Genomic DNA, 24,700 nt, shown 5'->3' on the forward strand with positions numbered 1-24,700 from the left:
TTTTTCATCTATCTTTTTATAGTTTATTTCATTCCGTACAACCCATTGAACAATAACTTAAAAGTGCCATGCGACTGTGCCCGAAAAGTTATTTCAGGACCGAATGCATACAGCTTCCCTTTGCCTACTGATGCCTCAAATGCCGCTACGCCGTCTTTCAGATATGACTGTCCCCAGGCCCATCCGCTACGCAAAGGCTTGTCTGTCGTGAACCAGGCAATCGGATGTACACCCTTTGCCGCAGCATCACTGTCCAGTCTAAACACAGGACTGTTATCAAAATTAACATCCCCCGTACCCGGCATACCCCAGGCAACTGATCTTGTACTGTCAAACGATACCTGCAGTATACTACCTGGTACAAAATATTTGGCGGCTGGTAACGCCTGCTCCTTCCCGTCTTTATCTTTCTCTGCCAAAGCATTGTGTACCGGTAATCCCAGGTGATAAGCCAGGTTTGTACTACTACCAATAGTAATGACCGTACCTCCCTCCTCCAGGAACTCCTTGAGTTTTGGTATAGAAGTATCTTTAGTGATCCTTCCCAGCATATGACGATACTGTTCCGGAACCTGCTGAGGATCAGGCTGTGATTGCCTGTAACCTGACCTGGCTCCGTCTTCTCCGGGAATAGCCCTCGTTACAAATACAATAACATCGAACCGCTGCTTTAATCCGCCACCATCTATATCCTTTGGATAAATAAGACTGAAAGGAAAATGATATTGCTCCATGATCCAGCGAACCCAGCCCGAAGGCATAGAACCACCGTAACTGTCCCATAGGGCAATACGCAAAGGTGCAGCTTCAACAACACCCTTCGGCTGCTTAGCCACCGCCACCGGCGCGACACCCCATTGGGCAGCTCCTGCTTTCAGGATGTTGTTAGCCTGCATGCCTGCCGGTATATAGAACGTTCCCGGCGCAGCCGCAGCCGTGCCTTTAGATAGCCTATAGACCTTTATTCCCGCCTTCATGAGATCATTAACTACTATAAAGGCGTTATTTACCTGGGTATTCAGCAGATAACCTCCCTTAGTCACCGGAGAAAATGTATATGCCTCCGGCGATTGTAACTCACCATAAGGCAGCTGCTCAAAAGGACCACTGAAATCATCCAGCATACGGTCAAACTGTACTCCCATCTGAAATGCCAGTGTCCACCCTGCCGCGTCATAGGGGCGTACCGGAGGGCCGCCTGGATACTGGAAGTCATTAGGATGATCCTGTGGTTCAAACATATCCAGTACATGCGGCCGGAATGCCTGGTTGGTACGTACAATGTAGGAATGAGCAGGATATTGCTTACCTCCTGCTGTAAATGCCGTCTTTGCCTTCTGCACCGCTATACCTGCTTTAATCAGCGCGTTCACATACTTAACAGCAGTAGCAAAATCTGCCTGATCGGCCGGTATAATATAACCGCGCGGGTCTCTCTGCGCCGGATCTTTATACACTGCATCATAATACTGTATATCAATATTACTACCCCTTCTGTTCCATCCATGCGGATCATTAGCATCATCCCTGGTCATATCCTGCTGATCTTTTTTATAAGCTGTCGTGATAGCTTCTGCCCGGCTGGGTGATAATGTCCAGGTGTCATTGTTACCTTTATCTATTGCATTCTTACCCATCTTATAAATGTTGTATAACACCTCATCCCGATGGCGGGCGGCATAGTCCAGCACTGCATAATTCAGTGAGACAGAATAGTCGATAGATCTTCTGAAACGCCAGTCTGCCTGTGGCCGTACCGGATTAGGGGTAGCACCATTAGGAATAAGCCGCTGGGGCACTACTGGAATCTTTTCAGGTGTTGGATTACCGATGATCTCCGTCAGCAAGCCAATCATATTATGATACTGCGTGGTGGTACGCAATCCGCCATTATACCATGTCGAGAAACTGGACCCATTGAGCCTCGTATATCCGGGTTTGTCTTCAACATTTAACCTGTTATACATGGCAGCGCCCAGCGCGTCAATACCTGTGATCATCAAAGGATCAAAGAAGTAGTTGAAAGGATCACGGTAAGGAGGTCCTGCCAGTACAGACCCTTCAGGCCCGCGCTGGTGGTGGTTATACATGATCTGCGGCATCCATTCCAGGAATAGCTGGCGTCCCATATTGGCGCTTTCCTTCATATTCATGATATAGAAGTCGCGATTATTATCATGACCGATATACTTCTGATATAATACCGGCAACTGATCTGTTGACCGCTTGAGGGTATCAGTGTGACGCATATACCAGTTGGTGGTTAGCTCTTGTCCGTCAGGATTAGCATGCGTCATGAGCACAATTACATTATCAAGTATACGCATTGTTTCCGGGTCATTGCGACTCACCAGCTGCCAGGCAGTTTCTATCAGCTGATGTGTACCTACAACTTCTGTGGCGTGCAGGCCGCCATCTATCCATACTACTGCTTTCCCTTTATCTGCCAGCGCTTTTGCCTGCGCGGGTGTCAGACCTTCTGCCCGGGCCAGCTGTTGGGATGTCTGCTTGTACTGATCCAGCAATCGGATGTTGGCAGGGGAAGAAATGACCAGCATGTACTGGTGTCTGCCTTCTTCGGTCAGCCCTATATCTGTCAGCTTTACCCTGTCGGATGTAGCCAGTTGCTTGAAGTAATCGGCTGTTTGTGTATAAGTGGCAAGCTGATAATCGTCTCCTATGTTAAATCCGAAATGCTGTACGGGCGATGGTACCTGCCGGACGGAAGATGTAGTGGCTTGCTGTGCGGCAGCCATTATAGGCAAACACCCCAATAACGAAATAATCAGTCTTCTCATTTGTATAATTGATTAAAGAGTAATTTAAATGTACTGTGCGACTGGCCTCTGAACATGATATCAGTACTAAATGCGTACAATGTACCAGTACCTATTGGCGCACTAAAGGCAACCACGCCATCTTTCAGATAGTGCTGTCCCCAGGCCCACCCACTATGCAGCGGTGCTGCATCGGCAAACCAGATCAACTTACGGATACCCATACCTGCTGATGCAGGCGTTAGCCTGAACACCGGACTCCTGTCAAAGTATACATCATTCCTGGCCCGCATTCCCCAGTTCTCAGGTGCTGTCGTATCCAGCGCGGCTGTAAGTAAACTACCGGGGATATAGTATTTGGTACCCGGCAATGGTTTTAGTTCGCCCTTTTTATCAGGTTCCATCAATGCGTTTTCTACCGGTAACTTCAGATGGTACGCCAGATTAGTGCTGTTACCAATAGTTACTATTTTACCTCCCGCTTGCAGAAACTGCTTCAGCTGCGGAATAGAGGTATCCTTAGTGATCCTGCCGAGCCATGGTCTGAACTCTTCTGATAGTTCTTCGGGCTTCGGTAGTTTGCTGTCTGCTCTTTTAGCTTTGCCTGTATCCGGGATAGCGCCGTTTACAAAAATGAGCAGATCATACTTCTTACGCAGATTACCTTTGTCTACTTCCTGGGAATAAAGCATGTTATATGAATAATGATATTGCTCCATCAACCAGCTTAACCATCCCGCAGGAATAGATCCTCCATAAGTATTCCATATACCTATACGCAGTGGTGATATGCTTTTTAACTGTGCCGGCATCTGTGTTGCGGCCTGCACCCGGATACCCAGTTCTGCGGCCGCCTTTGTAAGTATCGCTGTGGCTTTGGTACCTGTAGGTACATAGAAAGTACCATCACTGGTGCGGGACACTTTGACGCCTGCTTTCAGCAGATCATTTATTGCGATGAAGGCATTATTAACGGCGGCATCAACCAAATAGCCTTTCTTTGCTACCGGTAGCCGAGCCGGCAGCGGCGATTCAATCTGTCCGTAAGGTAATTGCGTTAAGGGCCCTTCTACAGCCGTCAGTATACGGTCAAACTGTACGCCCATCTGGAAAGCCAGCGTCCACCCTGCCGCGTCATACGGACGAATAGGAGGACCGCCTGCATACTGAAAATCATTCGGATGATCCTGCGGTTCAAACATATCCAGTACGTGCGGACGAAAAGCCTGTGCTGTCTTTACAACATACGATCCTGCAGGGTATTGTTTACCAGCTACGGTAAATGGTGCTGTTGCCTTGTGAATGGCTATACCTGAACGGCTCAGTGCATTGATAAACTTTACTGCTGTGGGAAAATCCTGTTGATCTGCAGGTATGATGTATGCGCGTGCATCGCGATAGGCAGGATTGTTGAATATCTGTGCATAGTATTTCGATGCAATTGTATCTTCTCTTCCAAATGAGAACTCACTGCCACCGGTTTCTCTCTCCTTCAGAGAATCTGTCTTCTTATCTGCTTTATATGCCATCCGTACAGAGTCTATATACCTCGGATAAAATGTCCAGTGATCAGCACTACCGCGTGCAATTGCATTTTTACCCATTTTATAGATATTAAATAACAGCTCCGTACGGTAACGGGCTGCATAGTCAAGTACGGCATAGTTCAGCGAAACAGAATAGTCTATCGACTGACGGAAGTGCCATTCCTGCGGTACTACAGGATTAGGTGTTGCACCATTAGGGATCAGTCTTTCCGGTACTAATGGTATGGTTTCAGGTGTTGGTCCGCCGATGATCTCTGTCAGCAATCCGATCATATTATGGAAGTACGGTGTAGTACGCAAGCCTCCATTCCACCATGTAGAGAATGTTGATCCGTTTCTCTGCGTATAACCAGGCTTGTTCTCAACATTCAGCCTGTTGTTCATGGCAGCGCCTACGGCATCTATACTTGTTACGAGTAATGGGTCATAGATATGATTAAAGGGGTCCCGGTAAGGAGGACCTGCCAGTACTGAACCCGCTGGTCCACGCTGATGGTGGTTATACATAATCTGTGGGATCCACTCAACAAATAACTGCCGACTGATATTCTGGCTTTCTTTCATATTCATCATATAAAAGTCCCTGTTATTATCATGCCCTACGTACTTCTCATATAATCTGGGAATATTCATTGCCCTTTTCTTCGGGTCTGTCGTACGCATGTACCAGTCTGATACCAGCTCCTGGCCGTCGGGATTGGCGTGCGTTAACAGGATAATATCATTTTGCAGAATGCGCATTGTTTCGGGGTCTGTGCGTGTTACCAGCTGGTACATGGTTTCGATCAGCTGATGTGTACCAACGGTCTCTGTAGCATGTAGCCCGCCATCGATCCACACTACCGCTTTTCCAGTGGCAGCCAGCTGCCTGGCCGATTCGTCTGTGAGGCCTTCAGCACGTGCCAGCCGCTGGGATATATCCTTATATTGCTGTAGGGCCTTGATATTCTCCGGAGCGGATACAATCATCATATACTGATGTCTGCCCTCCTCCGTCATACCGATATCTACCAGTGCAGTACGGTCAGAAGCGGCAAGCTGCTGAAAATAAGCGGCTGTCTGTGTATAATTAGCCAGCTGATAATCATCTCCGATATTAAAACGAAAATGCTCTTTGGGAGAGGGCACTGTTTGGGCCCATACTGTAGTTGCCGATAGCAGCAACAACAGTATACTATAGGATTTCCTTAGCATAAGCGAGATTTAAACGAGCAGAGAAAATACTTATTTACCGGTATAGTTCCAAGCAACTGCGTATGCAGTGACGAATTATTACAGGATAGGACGTTTATGACCAGGAAGGGCAAAAAAAAGATGGTAACGTGTGTTACCATCTTATACCAATATGAAGGTGATTATTTAGAAATCTACTTTAGCAAAGCAGATATAGTTTCTGTTGATGCAGGGTATGAGTACGGTACGCGCACCGATCTGTTTACCATAACGGGGCATCCAGGTGAAACCTTTATCCAGGTTACGCAGTGTTGGTTTACGGCTGCTTTTACCATCAGGGGATATGCCACTGTCTACAATCATCTGATTTCTTCTTTCAGACTCATTATACAGGAAACGCAATTCACTGCCGATATTGACCATCATAAAAGATGTAAACAGGTCTGAGCCATCTTCATACTGCGTTTTATGTACAAAGTTGCTCCATAACAGGTTACCTTCATTATCGAGGGATAATACCGCTACGTTATCGTAGTGGTAACGGTCCTGGGAGTTATAGTTATTATACCATGGATTGTAGTAGAATGGTGAGTACGGTGAATAATAGTAGGGCGTGTACATACCATATGGACCATACATATAGTTCCAGCGGTTCCAGGGCTGAGAACGGGAAGTTGTATAAAACGATTCTGCCGTTACCAGGAAGCCGCCATCTTTGGTATTGATAATCTTACGGATGAAGTAATCATTAAAGGCAGAGCTGGTGGATGACTGTCCTTTAGCATTTGCTTTCAGTTCAGGAGAAAAAGGCACTTCTTTCTCAAACAATTGCTGATGCTTGGCATTATCAAACTTGCTGACATACAGTCCTTCCACATTACCACGTTTCTGCTTATAGAAGAAGGAAGTTACCAGGATGGTTTTGTTAATGTTATCCACTTTCAATTTCACTTCATCCAGCAGCTGTGTTTTAAACTGCATAGGCACTTGTTCAAAGGAATCAACAACCGGACGTTTGATGATCAGGCTACCACTTACGATATAGTCTCTGTTACTGGTACGTTCCAGCTTGTTGAATACAAGATCGCCATCGTTGGTAACACTGAAGTTGCTCAGGAAAGACTTCTTCGTCTCCATGGGCAATGAAACCCTGCTGTTGTTGATGAGCTTAAAAGCGCTGTCGTAAAGAAAGGTATAGAAGACGTTGTCATTTTCCTTATCCTGGTTGATCTTGTATACCATGATCCGGTTTTTGTCTTCTGAGTACTCAACAGAGTATACCTTGTTTTCTTTGGTATAAAACCCGATACGGGTAGAGTCAACCATTATTGGTGCGCCGGTGAAATTAGCTGTACCATCCATGGTAGCGCAGAAGCTGTATACCGCATCTTTACGCTGGAACTGGTAAATCATAAATACTTTGTCAGCGTAGTTGATAAAGTCCACGCTGATGAGTTTCTTTGGCAGGAAGTCGAGCTGAACCCTGTTCTTCAGCTGCATAGCGTTGTCATAGATAGAGATGGCATAGTCTCCCCTGTCGCTCTTATATACCAGGATATTACCTGATACCTTTCCTATAATTTCAAATTCAGTGCTTTTGTAGTCGTCCCGTTCCAGGTCTGTATAAGTTACTTTCTGAGCCATCAGAGCCCCACTCCATAACACCAGTAAAGCATAGAGATATAGAATGCGCATTATGTATATTTTAAATTGTTGCAAGTTTAGGATATTGAATTAACGATAAACTGCTATGTTTCATTGTGAAACGATAGCGGGAAAACATCAGGCACTTCCGGTTGCCTGTACTAAAATAAGCAATTAGGCCGTATGAATAAGCAGGGCTGCGGTAATTCATCATTCTCAATTCGTAATTTCTTACCCTGAATTATGTAATTTTACCAATATGGATACGGTCTTAATTACCGGCGGTACAGGTCTCGTCGGCCGGGCGCTTACAAAACTCCTTACAGAGGTTGGATACAGGGTCATTATTCTGAGCCGCAAAGCAGGCCCGGACAGCGATAATGCACTTGTCAGTTATGCCCACTGGGATGTAGCAAAGCAGACTATTGATGAAACAGCTATTCAGCAGGCCGACTATATCGTTCACCTGGCCGGTGCTAATGTAGCCGAAAAACGCTGGACAGCTGCCCGTAAAAAGGAGATCGGGGCCAGTCGCACCCAAAGTGCCGCACTACTGTATAAAGCCCTGGAAAAGTATCCAAATAAGGTAAAAAAGGTCATCAGTGCTTCGGGGGCAGGTTACTATGGTGAAGACAAGGGTGGTCCTGCTTTTACCGAAAAAGACCCTCCGTCTGATGATTTCCTCGGCCATACCTGTGTAGCCTGGGAGACGTCCATCCTGCAGATGCGCGAGCTACAGAAGAAAGTAGTCATTATCCGTACAGGTATTGCCCTAAGCCTGGCAGGAGGTGCGCTGAAAGAATTTTACAAACCCTTACAGTTTGGTTTTGCCACTATTCTCGGCAATGGAGAGCAGTATATCAGCTGGATACACTTACATGACCTGGCACGCATCTACCTGAGCGCCATCGTTAACCATGACCTTGAAGGCATCTATAATGCTGCCGCGCCACATCCGGTGCAGCATAAAGAGCTGGTGATCACTATGGCGCAGGAGGCGAAAGGTAAAAGCTTCATTTCTGTGCATGTGCCCTCATTTGCCCTTAAACTGGCTTTAGGAGAGATGAGTGTTGAAGTACTGAAAAGTTGCCGTATGTCGGCTGCCAAAATCCAGGAAACAGGCTTTGTATTCTCCTATCCTGATATCCGGTCGGCTATGGAGAAGATATTTCAGGAAAAAGACAGCCAACAGGAGAAATAGGTATTATCCCTCAAGTATCTTTCTCATTGCCTCTGCTTTTAAGAGGCATTCTTCCCATTCTTTTACAGGATCAGCATAGTAAGTAATAGCCGAACCGGTAGTAAAGGAAAGATATTGCCTGCCGGCATTATACAGAATACTGCGTATTACCACATTAAAGTCGAAATCACCTTCAGGAGTAATATACCCCAGCGCGCCGGAAAACAGTCCCCGGCGGGACCTCTCATACTGCTCTATCAATTGCAGTACGCTTAATTTAGGTGCACCGGTCATTGACCCCATCGGAAAAGCCTGACTGATAACAGCTGTAAAAGGCACTCCGGGCGCAGGTATAGCCTTCACCGTAGAAATCATGTGATGTACCTGCGCAAAAGAGTAAATACCAAATAGTTCGGATACCTCAACACTACCCCGTTGAGCCGTTTGAGACAGGTCATTACGTACCAGGTCTACTACCATGACATTTTCTGCTCTTTCTTTACTGTTCTGCTGTAACTCCTTTTTGCGTGCTTCATCGGCAGCCGGGGTATCAGCGCGCCTGATGGTACCTTTGATGGGCTGTGATATTACCACCGGACCATGCTTCTGCATGAACCGCTCCGGACTGGAGCAGGCCATATACAGATCATTGGTACGGTAATAGGCTGCAAAAGGAGAAGGAGAAACCTGATTTAGTTTCTCAAATAAGGTGAGTGGGTCTACTGTTATATCTTCAATATAGTTCTCGCGGCAGAAATTTATTTCATAGCAATCACCGCGATGTATATGTTCCTGTAGCCCCTTTACTGCGTCGAGGTATTGTTGTTGATCCAGGCGTGACTGCACAAGCCCACGGGAAGTAGGCTGCCGGGTATGCAAGGGCATGGTAGTACATGCGGTATAGATATCACCGGCGTCATTTTCATCCATCTCCCAGCCGCCTATACGTACTTCATGACCATTTAACAGCATGATAATACGCGGCCTAAAGAAGAACAGATCCGGAAAGCCGATACCGTCCTGGTGCTGCGAAGATAAACCGGGGAAGGTCTCATTTTTAAGATCGTAGGCCAGGTGACCGAACAACCAGTCTTTATGGCGCTGATGATACTGAAGTAAGGAAGAAAAGGCATTACCTGCCTGGCAGGAGAGTACATCCAGTGCATCTGCGGCCAGAATAGCTTCGTTTTGGTGGTAGATGGAAGCGTAGTTGTTATTATCCAAAAAACAGCAAATGTTGAACTGGTTGCTCCAATTCAACATTTGCTGTTTAAATAATTTCGGATCATTAACCGGGAAACCGTAAAATATCCTGATAATGCTTGCTTTTAATGCTTAGAAATCGTCGTCGTCATCATCGAATCCGCCTCTGTCGTTGAACAGACCCATATCTTTAAATTCGTCATCGATACCCAGGTCATCATCATCATCCATGCTTTTCTTGCCAGGACGACCACGTTTGCTCTTAGGTTTAGGCATGTCAAATTCTTCGAAGTCGGGATCATAATCCTCGTCATCACTTTTTCCCCAATTATCATCATCATCCAGATCCATGTCCTCATCCTCCTCTGCATCATCATCTTCATCATCGTCACTCTTCTTTTTAGACTTTGAAGCCGGCTTATCTGATTTTTTAGAAGCAGCAGACTTACGGGGAGTTTCCTCCTCATCCAGATCATCATCGTCGTCCTCCTCTTCCTTCTTAGGCTTACTAGCAGCTTTAGGTGCCGCTTTCGTAGTCTTTGGAGAACTAGTCTTTTTGGTCTCTTTTTCGTTATCAGATTTTGATTTCATAATAGGTTCACTTAAGTCTTTAGCGTATTTCTTTTGCGTAAAGTTTTAACAGTTTTTTGTATTAGCCAAATTTTTTTTGCCGATTTTTTTCCGTAATTTTTTAAGCATTTTCCTGCTCCAGAATCTGATCACGACCCGGTCCGTTAGATACAAATTTCACTGGCACATTCAGGTATTTTTCCACTGCTACTACGAATGATTTCATCTCGGCAGGCAATTCATTGAAATGCTTGCTTTTGGCTGCTGTTTCATCACTCCAGCCTTTATACTTTTCCCATACCGGCTTCACTTCATTTTCATTCAGCTGATAAGGCATTGCTTTCGTCTGCTCACCGTTGATCTCATATGCAGTACATGCATATACTTCGTCAAAAGCATCCAGTACATCACTTTTGGTCATTACCAGTTGTGTAACACCACTCAGCATACAGGTATAATTCAATGCTACCAGGTCAATCCATCCGCAACGGCGGGGACGGCCGGTTGTTGCACCAAATTCACTACCTTCCACACGCAGCTTCTCGCCGGTTGCATCATGCAGCTCGGTAGGGAATGGTCCGCTACCTACACGTGTACAATATGCTTTAGTTACACCGATCACTTCCTTTATCCACTTTGGCGCTACACCCAGACCGGAACATACACCAGCAGAGATAGTGCTGGAAGATGTCACAAACGGATATGTACCAAAGTCTACATCCAGCATGCTACCCTGAGCACCTTCAGCCAGCACTTTCTTACCAGCCTGCAGTTTCTCATTGATGAAATATTCACCGTTCACGATGTTCATCTGCTTCAGGTAACCTACTGCGTCAAAAAACTCAGCTTCCCACTCAGCAATGTCCTTCGCGATTTCCGCCTTTACTTCTGCTGTAAAGTCATAACCTGCCAGCAGGTGCTGATGCTTTTCCTTCAGTTTAGCATAACGGTCATTGAAATCACTACGCAGCACATCGCCTACTCTCAGACCATTACGGCCTGTTTTGTCCATATATGCCGGTCCGATACCTTTCAGGGTTGAACCGATCTTCTCGGTGCCTTTAGACAGTTCTGATGCTTTGTCAAGTGCACGGTGAGAAGGCACAATGATATGTGTTCTCTCCGCAATGAAAAGGTTCTTTTTAAGATCTACCCCCAAAGAAGAGATCTTATCACATTCCTTTTTAAAAGTTACAGGGTCCAGTACCACGCCATTACCGATCAGGTTAATGGTATTTTTATGGAACACACCGGAAGGAATGGTATGTAATACTACCTTCTGGCCATCCACATATAATGTATGCCCTGCGTTGGGCCCACCCTGAAAGCGGGCTATGACATCGTATTTACCTGCGAAATAATCCACAATCTTTCCTTTGCCTTCATCGCCCCACTGTAGGCCCAGCAAAACATCTACCATAAGAGTTGATATTGATTTTTGAAAACGAAGAGCAAAACTAAGAAAGAATTAGGAATTAGGAATTAGGAAATAAGAATTAGGCCAAACAGAACTAAAAACTAGGCTTAAGGACTAAAATATTTGCTCCTATTAATATACTACATCTTATTGAATACCAAATAGAGAAATTAAAAATTAGAACTTAAGTATTACTTCTTACCGCCTTATAGTATCAGTACTCGCACAATGTCCTTACACGCCATAAACGTGATTTGCAAGGGAAATTAAAACAAAAGTGACGAGCCGCCGTTCCAATAACCGGCTGCCCGTCACTTAACAATCTTTTATTAATGCCTCTTAATTGATCATCCTCTTCTACTGGCCATCCCCCTACTCATCTTCCAGCCTGCTCACTGTCTGGATACCATCCAGCTTCTTCAGGCGCTCAAACAGCTCATCCAGCTCCTCCTTATCATGAACAAACACCTTGATAAGCCCTTCAAACAAGCCTTCGCTCGATTCGATGGTCAGACCGGCAATGTTCACCCGCAGCTCACCTGAGATAACGTTGGTGATCTTGTGAATAACGCCCACATCATCCATACCTACTATACGAAGTCCTGTCAGGAAGGAGATCTCCCTGTTCTTCACCCACTTGGTCTTCACCACCCTATGCCCATAATTAGCCAGCAGCTGGGCGGCATTCGGACAGTTGGTACGGTGTATTTTCAGGCCCTCGCTGGCTGTAATAAACCCGAATACATCGTCGCCGGGAATAGGACGGCAGCAGTTGGCCAGCTTGTAAGCGATCTTGTCTGAACTTTCTCCGAAGATAATCAGCTCCGCATCCTTCTTGGCAGGAATGGTATGCTTCAGATGATCTTCCGCAACATGATCCGGCTGCTTGGCAGGTACAGGTTTAGGCGATTCCAGCTTATCCCCCAGTACATTGAACTGCTTCAGCTCTTTCAGATCAATATTCTTGACAGCAATCTGGTAGTACAGGTCCAGCGGAGAAGGCTGTTTGTAATACTGTACCAGCTCATTGATGTTATGCTGGCTATTAGAGATCTTCAAGTGGTCCAGCTTACGCTCCAGCGTATCCTTACCATCCATGGCTACTTTACGCTTCTCTTCCTTCAGCGCATCCTTGATCTTGGATTTTGCCTTGGCTGTTAATGCGTAGTTAAGCCAGTCTTCTGTAGGCTTCTGCTTGTTAGAGGTAATGATCTCGACCTGGTCTCCGCTACGTAGCTTATGGCTGATAGGCACCAGCTTATAGTTCACCTTGGCCCCTATACACTTATTACCCACGGCACTATGGATGGCATAAGCAAAATCCAGCGCAGTCGAGTTCACCGGTAATATCTTCAGGTCACCTTTTGGCGTATAGACGTAGATCTCTTCTGTGAACAGGTTACTTTTGAAGTCAGCCAGGAAGTCCAGCGTGTTAGAGTCAGGATTGTTCAGTATCTCCCTGATCTGGGTGAACCACTGATCAAATTTAGACTCAGTGCTGGCACTCTGGGCGCTGCCTTCCTTATATCTCCAGTGAGCAGCCAGACCTTTCTCAGCGTAATCGTTCATACGCTTGGTACGGATCTGTACTTCCACCCACTTACCCTGTGGCCCCATTACGGTAACATGTAATGCCTCATAACCGTTGGATTTAGGATTACTCAGCCAGTCGCGGGTACGCTCCGGACTAGGGTGATAGAAGTCAGTGATGATGGAATATACTTTCCAGCAGTCAGACTTCTCCTTGTCCAGCGGAGAGTCCATAATGATACGGATCGCAAAAAGGTCGTACACTTCTTCAAAAGTGACACCCTTCTTTTTGATCTTATTCCAGATGGAGTGTATGGATTTAGGACGTCCGAAAATCTCGAAGTTCAGCCCTTCCTCCTGTAATACCTCCTTAATAGGCTTTATAAATTCATTGATATAACGGGTACGCTCACGCTTGGTCTCCTTCAGCTTTTTAGCGATCTCCCGGTACGTCTGCTGCTCGGTATACTTCATGGACAGGTCTTCCATCTCTGATTTGATGTTATACAAACCAAGACGGTGAGCCAGTGGCGCATAGATAAAGACAGTCTCTGAAGCTATTTTAAGCTGTTTTTCACGGCTCATACTGTCCAGGGTACGCATATTATGCATCCTGTCAGCCAGCTTTATCAGTATCACCCGGGGGTCGTCCGCCAGTGTGAGCAGTATCTTTTTGAAGTTTTCCGCCTGCGCAGTACTTGTATTAGAGTCTATAACGGTCGATATTTTGGTCAGACCGTCTACTATATGGGCTATTTCGGGCCCGAACGCTCTTTCTACGTCTTCCAGGGTCACTTCGGTGTCTTCCACAGTATCGTGCAACAGGGCACATATAGCGGAACGTACACCCAAGCCGATCTCTTCAACGCAGATCTGCGATACAGCGAGGGGATGTAAGATGTAGGGTTCACCGGATTTCCGGCGCATTTCCTTATGGGCGTCAGCTGCCATTTCAAAGGCAGTACGCACCAGTTCGCGGTCTCCTTTCTTCAAACGGGGTTTCAGCGACCTGAGTAAAGCGCGGTAATGACGAACGATCTCTTTCTTTTCCTGTTCCTCGTCCAGATTATATTGTTTTACAACCACTGTTTCCATCAGCTATAAAGTTACAATTTTATTGCATAGGATAACATGGTAGAAATGTGCTAATCATTCTCCTCCTAAACGGCATTTTTGCAACACTTCCCAGGACGTACCGGTATGCCGTAACAGATAGAGGTTCCTGACTTGGAAAGCCGCATCAAATGGCCTGCTCCCGTACTCATCCATAGCCATATTAAACTCCTGGTCCGACAGGTCCCGGAAGGCCAGGGAAATATGCGGATTGAACCCATATCGGGCCAGCATATGACTAAAACCGAAGTCTTTACGCAGGAAATCCACTAGTTGCTGGTGCAGATGAACAATACCCTCGTTCTTTTCCACATTGATATACAACACTTTCCGGCGGGTAAACGAAAAGCCGCCAAAACCATTGAGTTTGATCTCAAAGGGTGAAAGGGTAGCTGCAAATGTATGTAATGCCGGACCCAGTGATTTTTCCAGCTCCGGACTAGCCGTAAATGGCACCTGCAGCGTAATATGGGGCAATACCCGTAGCGCCTTCCTGGCTTCATACTTTTCTGCAAATTCCTGTTTCAGCCGTATAATCTCTGTTCCGACTGCTGCATTGGGCAACAAGGCAATAAAGTAAATTTTGCTTTCTACTTTGGGTGGTTTAGGCTTTGGAGGAAAGCGGGCACTTTTGGGGGGACGGGACTTCCGGAACTGATTGTGTCTTTGTGTACGGTGATGACGTTCCTCACTGTCCGGACGACCGCCATTACCGCGCTGCTGCTGGCGCGGCTGGTCATTTCTGCCGTAAGTCATTGTGTTTGGTGGTTGTGGGGTTAGGTTAAGCTGTTCTTACCCTTCGCTGTCTGTGGCCATGGATTCGCTGTCCTTATCTGTACATTCAGGGATATTCAGCCGGACACCCACATTGTGCAATGTCTCCAGCGCAATACCCGGTTCTTCTTTAAAATGCTTGCGTAGGCGCGTGAGAAATACATCCATACTTCTGCTGGAGAAAAAACTACTGTTTCCCCATACCTTCAGCAGGATCTCATCACGTTTTACCAGTTTGTTGCTGTTCTCTACCAGGTAACGAAGCACCTTTGCCTCTTTTTTGGTCAATGTGGCAAACGTCTCTCCCCCGGCACGTGTCAGTTCCTTTTCTTCATAATTGAACCGTACATCGTCGCCCAGTTTGTAAATGCCATCTCCAGGCAGATCCTTTGGCAGGGTCCTTCTCAGAAATACCCTGATACGCATAATCAATTCCCGCATGCTGAACGGCTTCACCAGGAAATCATCTCCCCCTATCCTGAACCCATGCAGCCGCTCTTCATCTGTCGCCTTTGAGGATATAAACAGGATCGGTATCATGCCATTCTTCTTCCGGATATCCTGTGCCAGCGTGAAACCATCTTTCTTTGGCATCAGTACGTCCAGTATGCAAAGATCAAAATCATCCCTTTGAAACTTCTTCAGGGCCACCTCGCCGTCAAAACAATGCACGACCGCATACCCCGCTGCTTCCAACTGCTTTTTGATGACACTACCATATTGATAATCATCTTCTGCAAGGAGAATTTGTACATTACTAACCATGCGTAAAGTTTTATATCCGGTTCAATAGTTGTTAACTCACAATGTCATTCCCATGACTCTGCTACAATATTGGTGAATTAACCGCTCATTTTAGTTAATGATTAGTTATCGTAAGAAACTTTTCTTATTCTGATACACAGGAGGTCAACATGCAATTGAACGGATTGGGTTATCATAGATACTATACTTACATATAACAACAAAAAAAATGGCTGCCTGTTCAAAGGCAACCACTTTTTTTGTTCACAGCTTATCCAGCCATTGTTCACATTATTGATCACTGTTCGTTATTCTACTGCAGAAATCTGTATCGCAACCGCATGTTTCCATCCCTTCTGCTGCACCGCCGCCGGAATAGTCAGCTGCGTACCAGCTGCCGTCGCCTTCCAGGAAATCTTCTCCTTAGCGCCCAGCACGGTTACCTTAGCTCCCTTAGCCGGCTTCATCCCACTGAAAACCACCTGCGCCGGTAACTGCTCTCCCTCATCCAACAGATAAATGGCATATACTTTACCATCTTTCTTACGGGTAAAACATACCTTACCATCTTTATATGGCGCTACTGAACGGGTACCATAAATAGCCGCGCCATTGGTCTTCATCCAGTCGCCAATTGCTGTCATAGTAGTATATGCCTCCTCATGCAACTGCCCGTCAGGACCAGGTCCCACATTCAGCAGATAGTTACCGCCCTTCGCTACAATATCTACCAGGTTGTGAATCAGCTTGTTCACCGATTTGTATTTGTCATCCGGTACATAAGACCATGAGTTAGCCATTGTCATACACGTTTCCCACGGATAAGACAATGGTTTGTCAGGAATCTGCTGCTCAGGCGTGCGGTAGTTCTCAAACGGACCATGTACTGCACGATCCACCACAATCAGACCCGGCTGATGACTACGTGCCATCTTAGTAATACCGGCCATATCAATATCCTCATTCTGCTTGCTGGGTCTGGTATCGATCTCAGCAGCGGTAATATCATTCTCTTTCTTATTATCCTGTTTACGCGCACGTACCCAGCCGCCATCCAGCCACAAAATCTCAATCTTACCCATCGTTGTCATCAGCTCTTCAATCTGCTTGTAAGTAAATTCCTTGAAGTTATTCCAGCGATCCTTATATTTTACAACATCATAGTTCACATGCCTGTCTTTCGGCGGGAAATATGACCACCAGTAATTCTCATTATGCCAGTCAGGCTTGGAGAAATACGCGCCTGTATGTATACCCTCCTTCTGGAAAGCAGTAAATACCTCTTTCGCTACATTCTTACGCGGATCGTTTTTGAAGGCGCTGTTCGGACCAGCAATGCTATAATCTGTCTGCTTCGTATCCCACATACAAAAACCATCATGGTGCTTCGTCGTAAATACAACATACTCCATACCGGCACCCTTAGCCGCCTTCGCCCATTTGGAAGGGTCGAATTTGGTAGGATTGAACGTTGTGGACAATGCCTCGTATTTCTTCAGATAATCATAGTAAGGTATACCATAAGGGGCACGCTGCGTCCAGCCTTCGTCCTCCGGACAAATACTCCAGGACTCTACCACACCCCACTGAGAATAAGCACCCCAGTGAATGATCATACCAAATTTCCAGTCCTGCCATTCATCCAGTTTCTGCAACACTGCTTTGTCTGTTTCAGGGATATAGGGCTGGCTCAGACCGTGATCCTGCGCATTGGCCGTGGAAAATGCCAGTAATGCGCTGCTGAATAATAAAAATAGTTTTCGCATGATTAATTTTTAAATGTATCTCTGAGACTTCTAACGCTTAGCTGTTCCTGTACCTCCTGCACCGACGTCTGAGCAGGTACCTTTACCGTCACGGTTACTGACTCGCCCGGCAATACGTCAAAATAGTTGTCGCTGAACTGCGTATCCGGCAATTTATCTAACAGCAGATATACGTTCCTGGCATGCTTATTCGCAGTAATAGTCACTCTTAACGTAGTTTTTAACACCGGTGCATTCTCCGGTCCGGCATCTGATAGTTTCACATAACGCTCTTCTCCCGGCCTGTCTGCTTCATTGTTCGTATCTGCTGTAATTTTGGTCTGAATACCAGGATCAGGTAATTCCATGATACTGGCGTTAGCAAAGTAATACACATTCCTCGTTAATAACTTATCTTTCTTTACCACTTTTGTGTAGAATATTACCTTCCGTTCATCCACACCCTTTAATAATTCGCTCACAACCACTTCGTGCTGCAACTTACTTTGTACCTCTTTCAGCATAATATCTTTCACTGACTGCTTCCACAACACCTTCCCTTCCAGATCCATCAGCTGCATATCCAGCGTTACCGGCCCGTCCTGCGCTATATCTGTGATTAACCAGGTCTGTAGCTTACCGTTATCTACCACATTAGATACCATCACCGGCGCAAATGCCTTCTTCACATAATACTGCAATGCCTTCCATCTGCCATAGTAGTCAATACCCGACCAGGATGGTCCAGGCCAGCAATCATTCAGCTGCCAATACAAAGTACCCATACAATATGGCATTGCCCGGCGGTGTGCTTCTATTGCGATCCGCATCCCTTCTGCCTGCAATACCTGGTTCACATACAGGAAAGCTGGAAAATCCTTCGGCTCCCGGTAGTAATGATTCAGATAGGTACTGATAGCGGCATTGCCCCTGCCGCCACTTTTCTGGTGCGACAACATCACCGGCGAATACAGATCATGGTCTTTCACATCTGCAAAGCGGCGTACGGTATGTATATCCGGGAAAGACTGGAAACCATATTCACTCATAAACCGGGGTACATGCGTATTGTAGGCTTCAAACCATTCCATCCCATGCCATACTCCCCAATAATGATTATCTCCTTTCGCAAAATCTTCCATCTTACCCCAATTGCTGATAGGCGAAGAATGAAAATAAAACCTGCCGGGATCCAAAGCTTTCACCTGCACCGGCAATAATGCCTTAAATAAGGTATCATAGCCTTTTAACAGGTTATCCCATTGCGGGGCTGTATAGCCGTAACCATCTCTCCATCCCCAGTTCTTAATGGCTACCGCTACTTCATTATTTCCGCACCACAACGCCAGCGACGCATGATTACGCAGTCTTCTGATATTGTAAGACACTTCCGCTTTTACATTTTCCAGGAAAGCCGTATCCGAAGGATATAATGTACAGGCAAACATAAAATCCTGCCATACCAGTATACCATGCTGGTCGGCCAGCTCATAAAACTCATCGCGTTCATAAGCACCGCCTCCCCATACACGCACCATATTGAAATGAGAAGACTGCATGTCGTTGAACAGCTGACGGTACTGTTTGCTATTCACCCTTGAGCGGAAATTATCCTGTGGTATATAATTCGCTCCTTTCATGAATACCGGCTGTCCATTCACTTTCACATAAAAGCTCTCACCAAGGCTATCTGGCGCATTCACCACTTCTACGGTACGCAATCCGAGATGCGCCACCCATTTGCTCACTTCTTTCTTCCCATCATATACCGCTACTTTCACTTCATACAGGAAAGGGTCGCCCAGGCCATTCGGCCACCAGCGTTTAGGGTTTTTAATATTAAAAGGAAGTACCAGTTGCTGATCACCGGCCACCAGCTCTTTCTTTAAGGTAATGCCCGGAAATGCCTGGTTCGTGCTTTCTATACGCACGGTATATTTCCCTGCTACTGCTGTGTGCAGGTCAATCACCGCATTCACTACTGCGGCTTTGTCTGTCAGACTTTGCTGCTGTAACCATACCTCGTTGATGCGCGCCTTATTCCAGGTTTGTATAAATACCCCTCCGCTGATACCAGCAGTAACCAGTCGCGGCCCCCAGTCCCATCCATAATGGTAGGGCGCTTTGCGGGCATAGATACTTAATGGTATATCATTGGCGTCATTACCTGCCGGATAGATCAGCCGGTCTTCCAGAAAACGTTGCATATCTCTGCGGATAGGGCTGTGGAAGAATATGCGGATCTCATTGACACCAGCTTTCAGCCACTTTTTCACTTCTACTGCATGTCCGACAAACATGTTCTTACTCTGCAGGATAAGCTGCCCGTTCAGGTATACATCTGCATAAGTATCCAGCTCAGGAAAATACAGCCTTACGCCGTCATTACTCAGCAGGTCGGTCGTAACGTTGAACTGCTTCCGGTAGATCCAGTTTTTCTTATCCACCCACTGCACGCCTTTTTCATTTGTGCCAAAGTAAGGGTCAGGTATCAGCTGATGTGACATCAGGTCTGTATGGATAGTACCCGGTACCTGGGCCGCACGCCACAGGGTGTCATCGGCATCTGCAAATTCCCACCCCTGATTCAGGGCATCGCCACCAGGCAACTGTGCATATGTGGTATGCAACAGCATACACAGGCATAGGAGTAGTATATATTGTAAGTTATTCTTCATAGTCCACGCTATTGGTTATTGTAGATGTATATAAGCTATCTTTGTACGATGAAAAGCATCTGGCAGCAAATACTTCGCTATCTGTACATAGGCAAAAAGGATCCTTCAGCTCCAAAAGGCCGCTACGTTTCTATGATGCACGGTATGAACCGTATTTCCATCATTGTATTCCTGATTGCGCTGATAATTATGGTGATTAAGCTCATCACCCGCCACCACTAAGCAGCATTTTCGCTATTTGTATCTCTGTTGACGAACTATTGTTTTGCCATAGCATAGCTGACTGCCGCTGCACGCCGGCTGGCATCCTTTTCCCCCAATTTTGTCCACAGTGCGGCATAATCTGCCTTAATTCTGTTACGTACTTCCTTGTTCTTTAATAGTAAAGTGAGTTCTTTCAGCAGATTTTCTTCTGTGAGATCATGCTGTATCAGTTCCTTTACGACAGGTTTATCCATTACAAGATTAACCAGTGCGATATATTTTACTTTGATAAGCCGTTTGGCGAAAAAGTAGGAAATAGCGCTTCCTTTATAACATACCACCTCTGGTACGCCAAAAAGCGCGGTCTCCAGGGTAGCAGTGCCCGAGGTTACCAGGGCTGCTTCTGCCTGCCGCAGTAAGGTATAGGTTTGCCCCTTTACAGTCGATACATTACTATGCGATCCTATCAGTTCCTGTATAAAGGCATCATCCAGACTGGGTGCCTGCGCTACAACAAACTGATAGTCAGGGAAATGTTTAGCCATAGTCAGCATAATAGGCAGTTTTACGCTTACCTCCTGTTTACGGCTGCCAGGAAGGATGGCAATTACCGGTTTGTCTGACAATGGCGGGTCAGCAGGTTTTTCCTTTGCTTCGCGGATAACCTGTATCAGTGGATGACCAACATACTCTACTTCGTACTCCCACTTTTTATAAAAGTCCTGCTCGAACGGGAGGATGCAAAGCATCTTATCCACACTGCGCCGGATCTTTTTTACGCGACTTTCCTTCCAGGCCCAGACCTGTGGAGAGATATAAAATACGATCTTATATCCCAGGGGTTTTGCCCACTCTGCAATACGCAGATTAAAGCCTGCATAGTCAATCAACACCAGCACATCGGGCTGGTATTGCTGGATGTCTTTTTTACAAAACTCCATATTACGTAGTACAGTGCGGATGTTCATCACCACTTCAATGAACCCCATAAAAGCGAGGTCCTTATAATGCTTTACTAATGTACCTCCTGCCTGCTGCATCATGTCGCCACCCCAGCACCTTATATCTGCTGCTGTATCCTGTTGCTTCAATTGTTTGATCAGATTGCTTCCATGGAGATCACCAGAGGCTTCACCGGCGATGATATAATACTTCATGAAACAAATATAAATTAGGAATTAGGAATTAGAAACTAAGAATTGATAGCGGAGACTGCCATTTTTTCGGGTATATACCAGTGGACGAACAAGCGACGAATTAGCGACGAATTAGCGACGAACAAAGAACATTGGTTTTTACCCATAAAAAAGTCGCTTTTCCGGCGAAAAAGCGACTTCATTGTAGTTTTAGCGACAAAACGACAGTTCCGGTTGTATACTAACGACCGTTGTAAGTTAACTGCATTGATAATGGTGGCTACTATCCGTGTAATATCTTCAGGAACAGAATAATGATAGCATACAACATCGTTACCAGGAAAATACCTTTTGCTGTAATGTCTTTTCTTGACCTGGTATAGAAGTAAAATATCACTCCATTGAGTAACAGGCATACGCTGATCAGCTTAGGCAGCATCTGGCGATTGTCCATAATAATACCGATGAAGTCAGATAGGGATACGTCATGCTTTGGCATGAACACTAACAGGTAGTACAGGAAGAAGGCCAGTATCGGCGTAAACACACCCAATACAATGCCTAATGGGAGATTATCTCGTTTTAACATAGTAGGTTTTGAACATGTGTATTCGTACACATCATAAATTCCAGTCGTTTTCCAACTGTTGCTTCATCTTGTAATTGGTCAGATCAAACTGCACAGGTACGAGTGAAGCGTAATTATTTGCAAGCGCATATACATCTGTATCTTCTCCGTTGTCACGGTTGATAAATTCACCCGTCAGCCAGTAGTATTTCTTTCCTCGCGGATCACGGCGTTCATCGAAGGCTTCTACCCACTTGGCATCTGCCTGACGGCATATCCTGATGCCTTTGAAATCTTCTTTTTTAACGACAGGGATATTCACGTTGAACAGGGTACCTTGTGGCAGCTGACTTTCCAGCATCTTTTTGGCCACAGTATGGGCTACTTCTTTACATAAAGAAAAGTCTGCGTCAAAGCTGTAATCCAGATACGAGAACCCTACAGAAGGTACACCCTCAATAGCTGCTTCCATAGCGGCAGACATAGTACCGGAGTAAATAACGTTAATAGAATGGTTCGCACCATGGTTTACCCCACTTACACAGATATCCGGCAGCCGGTGCAGGATCTTGTCCCGGGCCAGCTTCACACAATCTACCGGGGTACCGGAACATTGCCAGGCCTCTATCCCATCAAAGATATCCACCTGATCCAGGCGAAGCGGTACACCAATGGTAATCGCATGTCCCTTTCCAGACTGCGGACTGTCCGGCGCTACCACAACTACTCTTCCCAGCGGACTAACCGCTTCTATCAATGCCCTGATACCTGGGGCGGTTACACCATCATCGTTCGTTACCAGTATAATCTTTTCCTGCTCTTGACCCTTCACGTGCTTTTGAGTTTTCTTTTCACAACAAATTTAATACACTTACCTGATAGTCCATAGTCCACACTCGTGTAATAATGTTGTAACTGACTATTAACGTAAAAGATAGGTGAAAGATTATACTCTCTTCACCTATCCTTTATAAATAACTTATAATTAACATGCTTCGTCAGAGGTCGGTACGCAGCATTCTCCGGAATACCAGCCATACGAAGAGAATAACATATGCTGCCAGGGCTGCGAGGTACACAGTCGTGTCATATGGTCCGGAGAACTTGACCAGTTTTTCCACCATCGGGAACGGTAACAGTTCATCGCCCGCCTGTAAAGGCAGCAACCCACCAACATCCCCGAAAAAGCGTTTCACAACAGATACCAGGATCTGTTCAATGAACATAATGTATCCCAGGAACAGGATGATAGCCAGACCGGTACGCTTTATCAGCATGCTGACCAGCAGTGCCAGGCATAAGGATACCAGCACCTGTAAGAAGTAGTAGCATAGAAAACGGCTGTTTTCCATACTGAAAGGAGATTTACCGTAGATACTGCCAAATATGATCACTGCCACGAGGGAAGTAATCAGCGCCAATAAAGCCAGGCTGACTACCCAGAACAGTTTAGACAGTACGAAGTCTTTCCTGTCCCAGCCATCAATGATATTCTGCCGGTGTGTGCGGTAATTAAACTCATTGCTGACCAATGTAATCAGCAGCAGGCTGAATATACCAGACGTATAGGAATTGACACTGGCTACCGTTTGCCATACCAGCGGGTAGTCGTACATGGATTGTCCGAGCAGCTTCTGTGCTTCCTGTGGTATGTTTTTGACGAAGATATCGTGAATGATAAAGTTAGGTGCCAGCATGGCCAACAGCCCAAGGGCTATAAACACCCAGAAGGTGCGGTAGTTTTTTACCTTAAGCCATTCAATTTTAATAATTTGTAGCATATGAAAGCGGTACAAAGAGGATTAGTTATTGGTTAGTTCCAGGAAAGCCGTTTCAAGGCTCTTTCTGCTCATCTGCAGGTGACTGAGCCAGAGGCCCTGTTGTGCGCACCAGTTATTGAGTGCTGCCGGGTCGATAGCCTGTGTAAAGGTTACCTGCAGGATGCCCTCCTGCCCCGGTAATACCTGTGCAAAAGCAGGATGTTTCCTGATCAGCTGTGCAAGCGCCTGGGTATCAGCGCTGCCTATTTCTATAAAATTGTCTCTTGACAGCACTGCATTCACAGGCCCGGATCCTAATAACTTACCTTTCCGCAATATGGCTACGTGGGTGCATACTTTCTCTACTTCGTCCAGCAGGTGACTGGCCATAATAATCGTTTTACCTGCCTGGGCCAGCTGGCGGATGAGGGTTCTTACCTCTGCAATACCGACAGGGTCCAGACCATTAGCCGGTTCGTCGAGTATCAGCACCTCGGGGTTACCCAGCATAGCTGAGGCAATAGCCAGCCGTTGTTTCATCCCCAGGGAGTAGGTCTTAAATGCCGAGTGCTGGCGGGCAGTCAGTCCTGCCAGTTCCAGCACCCGGGGAATATCAGCTTCGCTTTGCTGTTTAATATTAGCGACTATCTGCAGATTCTTATAGGCAGACAGGTAATGATAAAAGTTAGGCGTTTCCAGCAGCGTTCCTATCTTTCTGCGTTGTGCAGCAGAAGGGGTTTCGTCCATGACAGTAAAAGTGCCGGCGTCGGCTTTCAGTACGTCGGTTACAATACCCAGCAGGGTCGTTTTGCCACTGCCATTGGGACCAAGTATGCCGAATACACTGCCGGCAGGGATATCAAAAGAGACCCCGTCCAGCGCCTGTACTGAGCTATAACGCTTGGAAATGTTGTTAAGGGATAGAATAGTTGACATC

18 protein-coding genes are annotated in these 24,700 nt (G+C 46.1%); 2 read left to right on the top strand and 16 right to left on the bottom strand.

Translation table 11 applies throughout. The annotated features are described in order from the left end of the window. Positions 1-23: 23 nt before the first annotated feature. From K1Y79_RS14450 to K1Y79_RS14460, 3 genes are all read right to left on the bottom strand, one after another. Positions 24-2,798 carry a M14 family metallopeptidase gene (locus tag K1Y79_RS14450; RefSeq protein ID WP_236059608.1) on the bottom strand — a complete coding sequence of 925 codons (2,775 nt, stop codon included), beginning with the start codon at positions 2,796-2,798 and terminating at the stop codon, positions 24-26. Continuing rightward, on the bottom strand, positions 2,795-5,518 hold the full coding sequence (locus K1Y79_RS14455) for a M14 family metallopeptidase (RefSeq protein ID WP_220250817.1): 2,724 nt from the start codon (positions 5,516-5,518) through the stop codon (positions 2,795-2,797). Before K1Y79_RS14455 ends, K1Y79_RS14450 begins: the two co-directional genes overlap by 4 nt. A 165-nt stretch (positions 5,519-5,683) precedes the next feature. Further along, positions 5,684-7,192, bottom strand: coding sequence for a hypothetical protein (locus K1Y79_RS14460; protein WP_220250818.1), 1,509 nt, complete (start codon positions 7,190-7,192; stop codon positions 5,684-5,686). A 208-nt stretch (positions 7,193-7,400) separates the two neighbouring features. Between K1Y79_RS14460 and K1Y79_RS14465 the strand changes: the two genes are divergently transcribed. Then, entirely contained in the window at positions 7,401-8,342 is a 942-nt protein-coding gene (locus K1Y79_RS14465) for a TIGR01777 family oxidoreductase (protein WP_220250819.1), read from the top strand. Between the two features lie 3 nt (positions 8,343-8,345). On the opposite strand, the gene K1Y79_RS14470 is transcribed toward K1Y79_RS14465, so the two are convergent. From K1Y79_RS14470 to K1Y79_RS14505, 8 genes are all read right to left on the bottom strand, one after another. After that, on the bottom strand, positions 8,346-9,545 hold the full coding sequence (locus tag K1Y79_RS14470) for an anthranilate synthase component I family protein (RefSeq protein WP_236059609.1): 1,200 nt from the start codon (positions 9,543-9,545) through the stop codon (positions 8,346-8,348). Between the two features lie 111 nt (positions 9,546-9,656). Then, positions 9,657-10,115: a hypothetical protein gene (locus K1Y79_RS14475; protein WP_220250821.1), complete on the bottom strand. Its 459-nt coding sequence runs from the start codon at positions 10,113-10,115 to the stop codon at positions 9,657-9,659. A 100-nt stretch (positions 10,116-10,215) separates the two neighbouring features. Further along, a complete protein-coding gene (locus K1Y79_RS14480) occupies positions 10,216-11,514 on the bottom strand; it encodes an adenylosuccinate synthase (protein WP_220250822.1) in 1,299 nt (432 codons plus the stop codon). 369 nt (positions 11,515-11,883) lie between these two features. Beyond that, entirely contained in the window at positions 11,884-14,136 is a 2,253-nt protein-coding gene (locus tag K1Y79_RS14485; RefSeq protein ID WP_220250823.1) for a RelA/SpoT family protein, read from the bottom strand. A 54-nt stretch (positions 14,137-14,190) separates the two neighbouring features. Further along, positions 14,191-14,910, bottom strand: coding sequence for a 2'-5' RNA ligase family protein (locus tag K1Y79_RS14490; RefSeq protein ID WP_220250824.1), 720 nt, complete (start codon positions 14,908-14,910; stop codon positions 14,191-14,193). A gap of 36 nt (positions 14,911-14,946) precedes the next feature. Further along, the gene (locus tag K1Y79_RS14495) at positions 14,947-15,693 is read right to left on the bottom strand and encodes a response regulator transcription factor (RefSeq protein ID WP_220250825.1); all 747 of its coding nucleotides are present in this window, start codon (positions 15,691-15,693) and stop codon (positions 14,947-14,949) included. Between the two features lie 287 nt (positions 15,694-15,980). Further along, positions 15,981-17,438 (bottom strand): alpha-L-fucosidase, encoded by a 1,458-nt coding sequence (locus tag K1Y79_RS14500; protein WP_220250826.1) that lies wholly within the window; start codon positions 17,436-17,438, stop codon positions 15,981-15,983. A 2-nt stretch (positions 17,439-17,440) separates the two neighbouring features. Further along, a complete protein-coding gene (locus K1Y79_RS14505) occupies positions 17,441-20,095 on the bottom strand; it encodes a beta-mannosidase (protein ID WP_236059610.1) in 2,655 nt (884 codons plus the stop codon). A gap of 48 nt (positions 20,096-20,143) precedes the next feature. Here K1Y79_RS14505 and K1Y79_RS14510 point away from each other — a divergent pair, with 48 nt between their 5' ends. Beyond that, positions 20,144-20,317 (top strand): DUF6728 family protein, encoded by a 174-nt coding sequence (locus K1Y79_RS14510; protein ID WP_220250827.1) that lies wholly within the window; start codon positions 20,144-20,146, stop codon positions 20,315-20,317. A 35-nt stretch (positions 20,318-20,352) separates the two neighbouring features. On the opposite strand, the gene lpxB is transcribed toward K1Y79_RS14510, so the two are convergent. The 5 genes from lpxB to K1Y79_RS14535 form a co-directional block, all read right to left on the bottom strand. Beyond that, entirely contained in the window at positions 20,353-21,456 is a 1,104-nt protein-coding gene (lpxB, locus tag K1Y79_RS14515) for a lipid-A-disaccharide synthase (RefSeq protein ID WP_220250828.1), read from the bottom strand. 262 nt (positions 21,457-21,718) lie between these two features. Beyond that, on the bottom strand, positions 21,719-22,024 hold the full coding sequence (locus K1Y79_RS14520) for a hypothetical protein (protein ID WP_220250829.1): 306 nt from the start codon (positions 22,022-22,024) through the stop codon (positions 21,719-21,721). 31 nt (positions 22,025-22,055) lie between these two features. Continuing rightward, entirely contained in the window at positions 22,056-22,835 is a 780-nt protein-coding gene (surE, locus tag K1Y79_RS14525) for a 5'/3'-nucleotidase SurE (RefSeq protein ID WP_220250830.1), read from the bottom strand. Positions 22,836-23,001: 166 nt separating this feature from the next. Continuing rightward, complete coding sequence (locus tag K1Y79_RS14530) at positions 23,002-23,784, bottom strand: ABC transporter permease (protein WP_220250831.1); 783 nt, start codon at positions 23,782-23,784, stop codon at positions 23,002-23,004. A gap of 21 nt (positions 23,785-23,805) precedes the next feature. Further along, on the bottom strand, positions 23,806-24,699 hold the full coding sequence (locus tag K1Y79_RS14535) for an ABC transporter ATP-binding protein (protein WP_220250832.1): 894 nt from the start codon (positions 24,697-24,699) through the stop codon (positions 23,806-23,808). Position 24,700: the final 1 nt, after the last annotated feature.

The organism is Chitinophaga rhizophila, from assembly GCF_019492185.1.
Classification (GTDB): Bacteria; Bacteroidota; Bacteroidia; order Chitinophagales; family Chitinophagaceae; genus Chitinophaga; species Chitinophaga rhizophila.

Bases quoted from the DNA above. Each gene is read 5' to 3' on its own strand.
- K1Y79_RS14450 (WP_236059608.1), bottom strand. From the start codon at position 2,798: ATGAGAAGACTGATTATTTCGTTATTGGGGTGTTTGCCTATAATGGCT.
- K1Y79_RS14455 (WP_220250817.1), bottom strand. From the start codon at position 5,518: ATGCTAAGGAAATCCTATAGTATACTGTTGTTGCTGCTATCGGCAACT.
- K1Y79_RS14460 (WP_220250818.1), bottom strand. From the start codon at position 7,192: ATGCGCATTCTATATCTCTATGCTTTACTGGTGTTATGGAGTGGGGCT.
- K1Y79_RS14465 (WP_220250819.1), top strand. From the start codon at position 7,401: ATGGATACGGTCTTAATTACCGGCGGTACAGGTCTCGTCGGCCGGGCG.
- K1Y79_RS14475 (WP_220250821.1), bottom strand. From the start codon at position 10,115: ATGAAATCAAAATCTGATAACGAAAAAGAGACCAAAAAGACTAGTTCT.
- K1Y79_RS14480 (WP_220250822.1), bottom strand. From the start codon at position 11,514: ATGGTAGATGTTTTGCTGGGCCTACAGTGGGGCGATGAAGGCAAAGGA.
- K1Y79_RS14485 (WP_220250823.1), bottom strand. From the start codon at position 14,136: ATGGAAACAGTGGTTGTAAAACAATATAATCTGGACGAGGAACAGGAA.
- K1Y79_RS14490 (WP_220250824.1), bottom strand. From the start codon at position 14,910: ATGACTTACGGCAGAAATGACCAGCCGCGCCAGCAGCAGCGCGGTAAT.
- K1Y79_RS14495 (WP_220250825.1), bottom strand. From the start codon at position 15,693: ATGGTTAGTAATGTACAAATTCTCCTTGCAGAAGATGATTATCAATAT.
- K1Y79_RS14500 (WP_220250826.1), bottom strand. From the start codon at position 17,438: ATGCGAAAACTATTTTTATTATTCAGCAGCGCATTACTGGCATTTTCC.
- K1Y79_RS14505 (WP_236059610.1), bottom strand. From the start codon at position 20,095: ATGAAGAATAACTTACAATATATACTACTCCTATGCCTGTGTATGCTG.
- K1Y79_RS14510 (WP_220250827.1), top strand. From the start codon at position 20,144: ATGAAAAGCATCTGGCAGCAAATACTTCGCTATCTGTACATAGGCAAA.
- lpxB (WP_220250828.1), bottom strand. From the start codon at position 21,456: ATGAAGTATTATATCATCGCCGGTGAAGCCTCTGGTGATCTCCATGGA.
- K1Y79_RS14520 (WP_220250829.1), bottom strand. From the start codon at position 22,024: ATGTTAAAACGAGATAATCTCCCATTAGGCATTGTATTGGGTGTGTTT.
- K1Y79_RS14530 (WP_220250831.1), bottom strand. From the start codon at position 23,784: ATGCTACAAATTATTAAAATTGAATGGCTTAAGGTAAAAAACTACCGC.
- K1Y79_RS14535 (WP_220250832.1), bottom strand. From the start codon at position 24,699: ATGTCAACTATTCTATCCCTTAACAACATTTCCAAGCGTTATAGCTCA.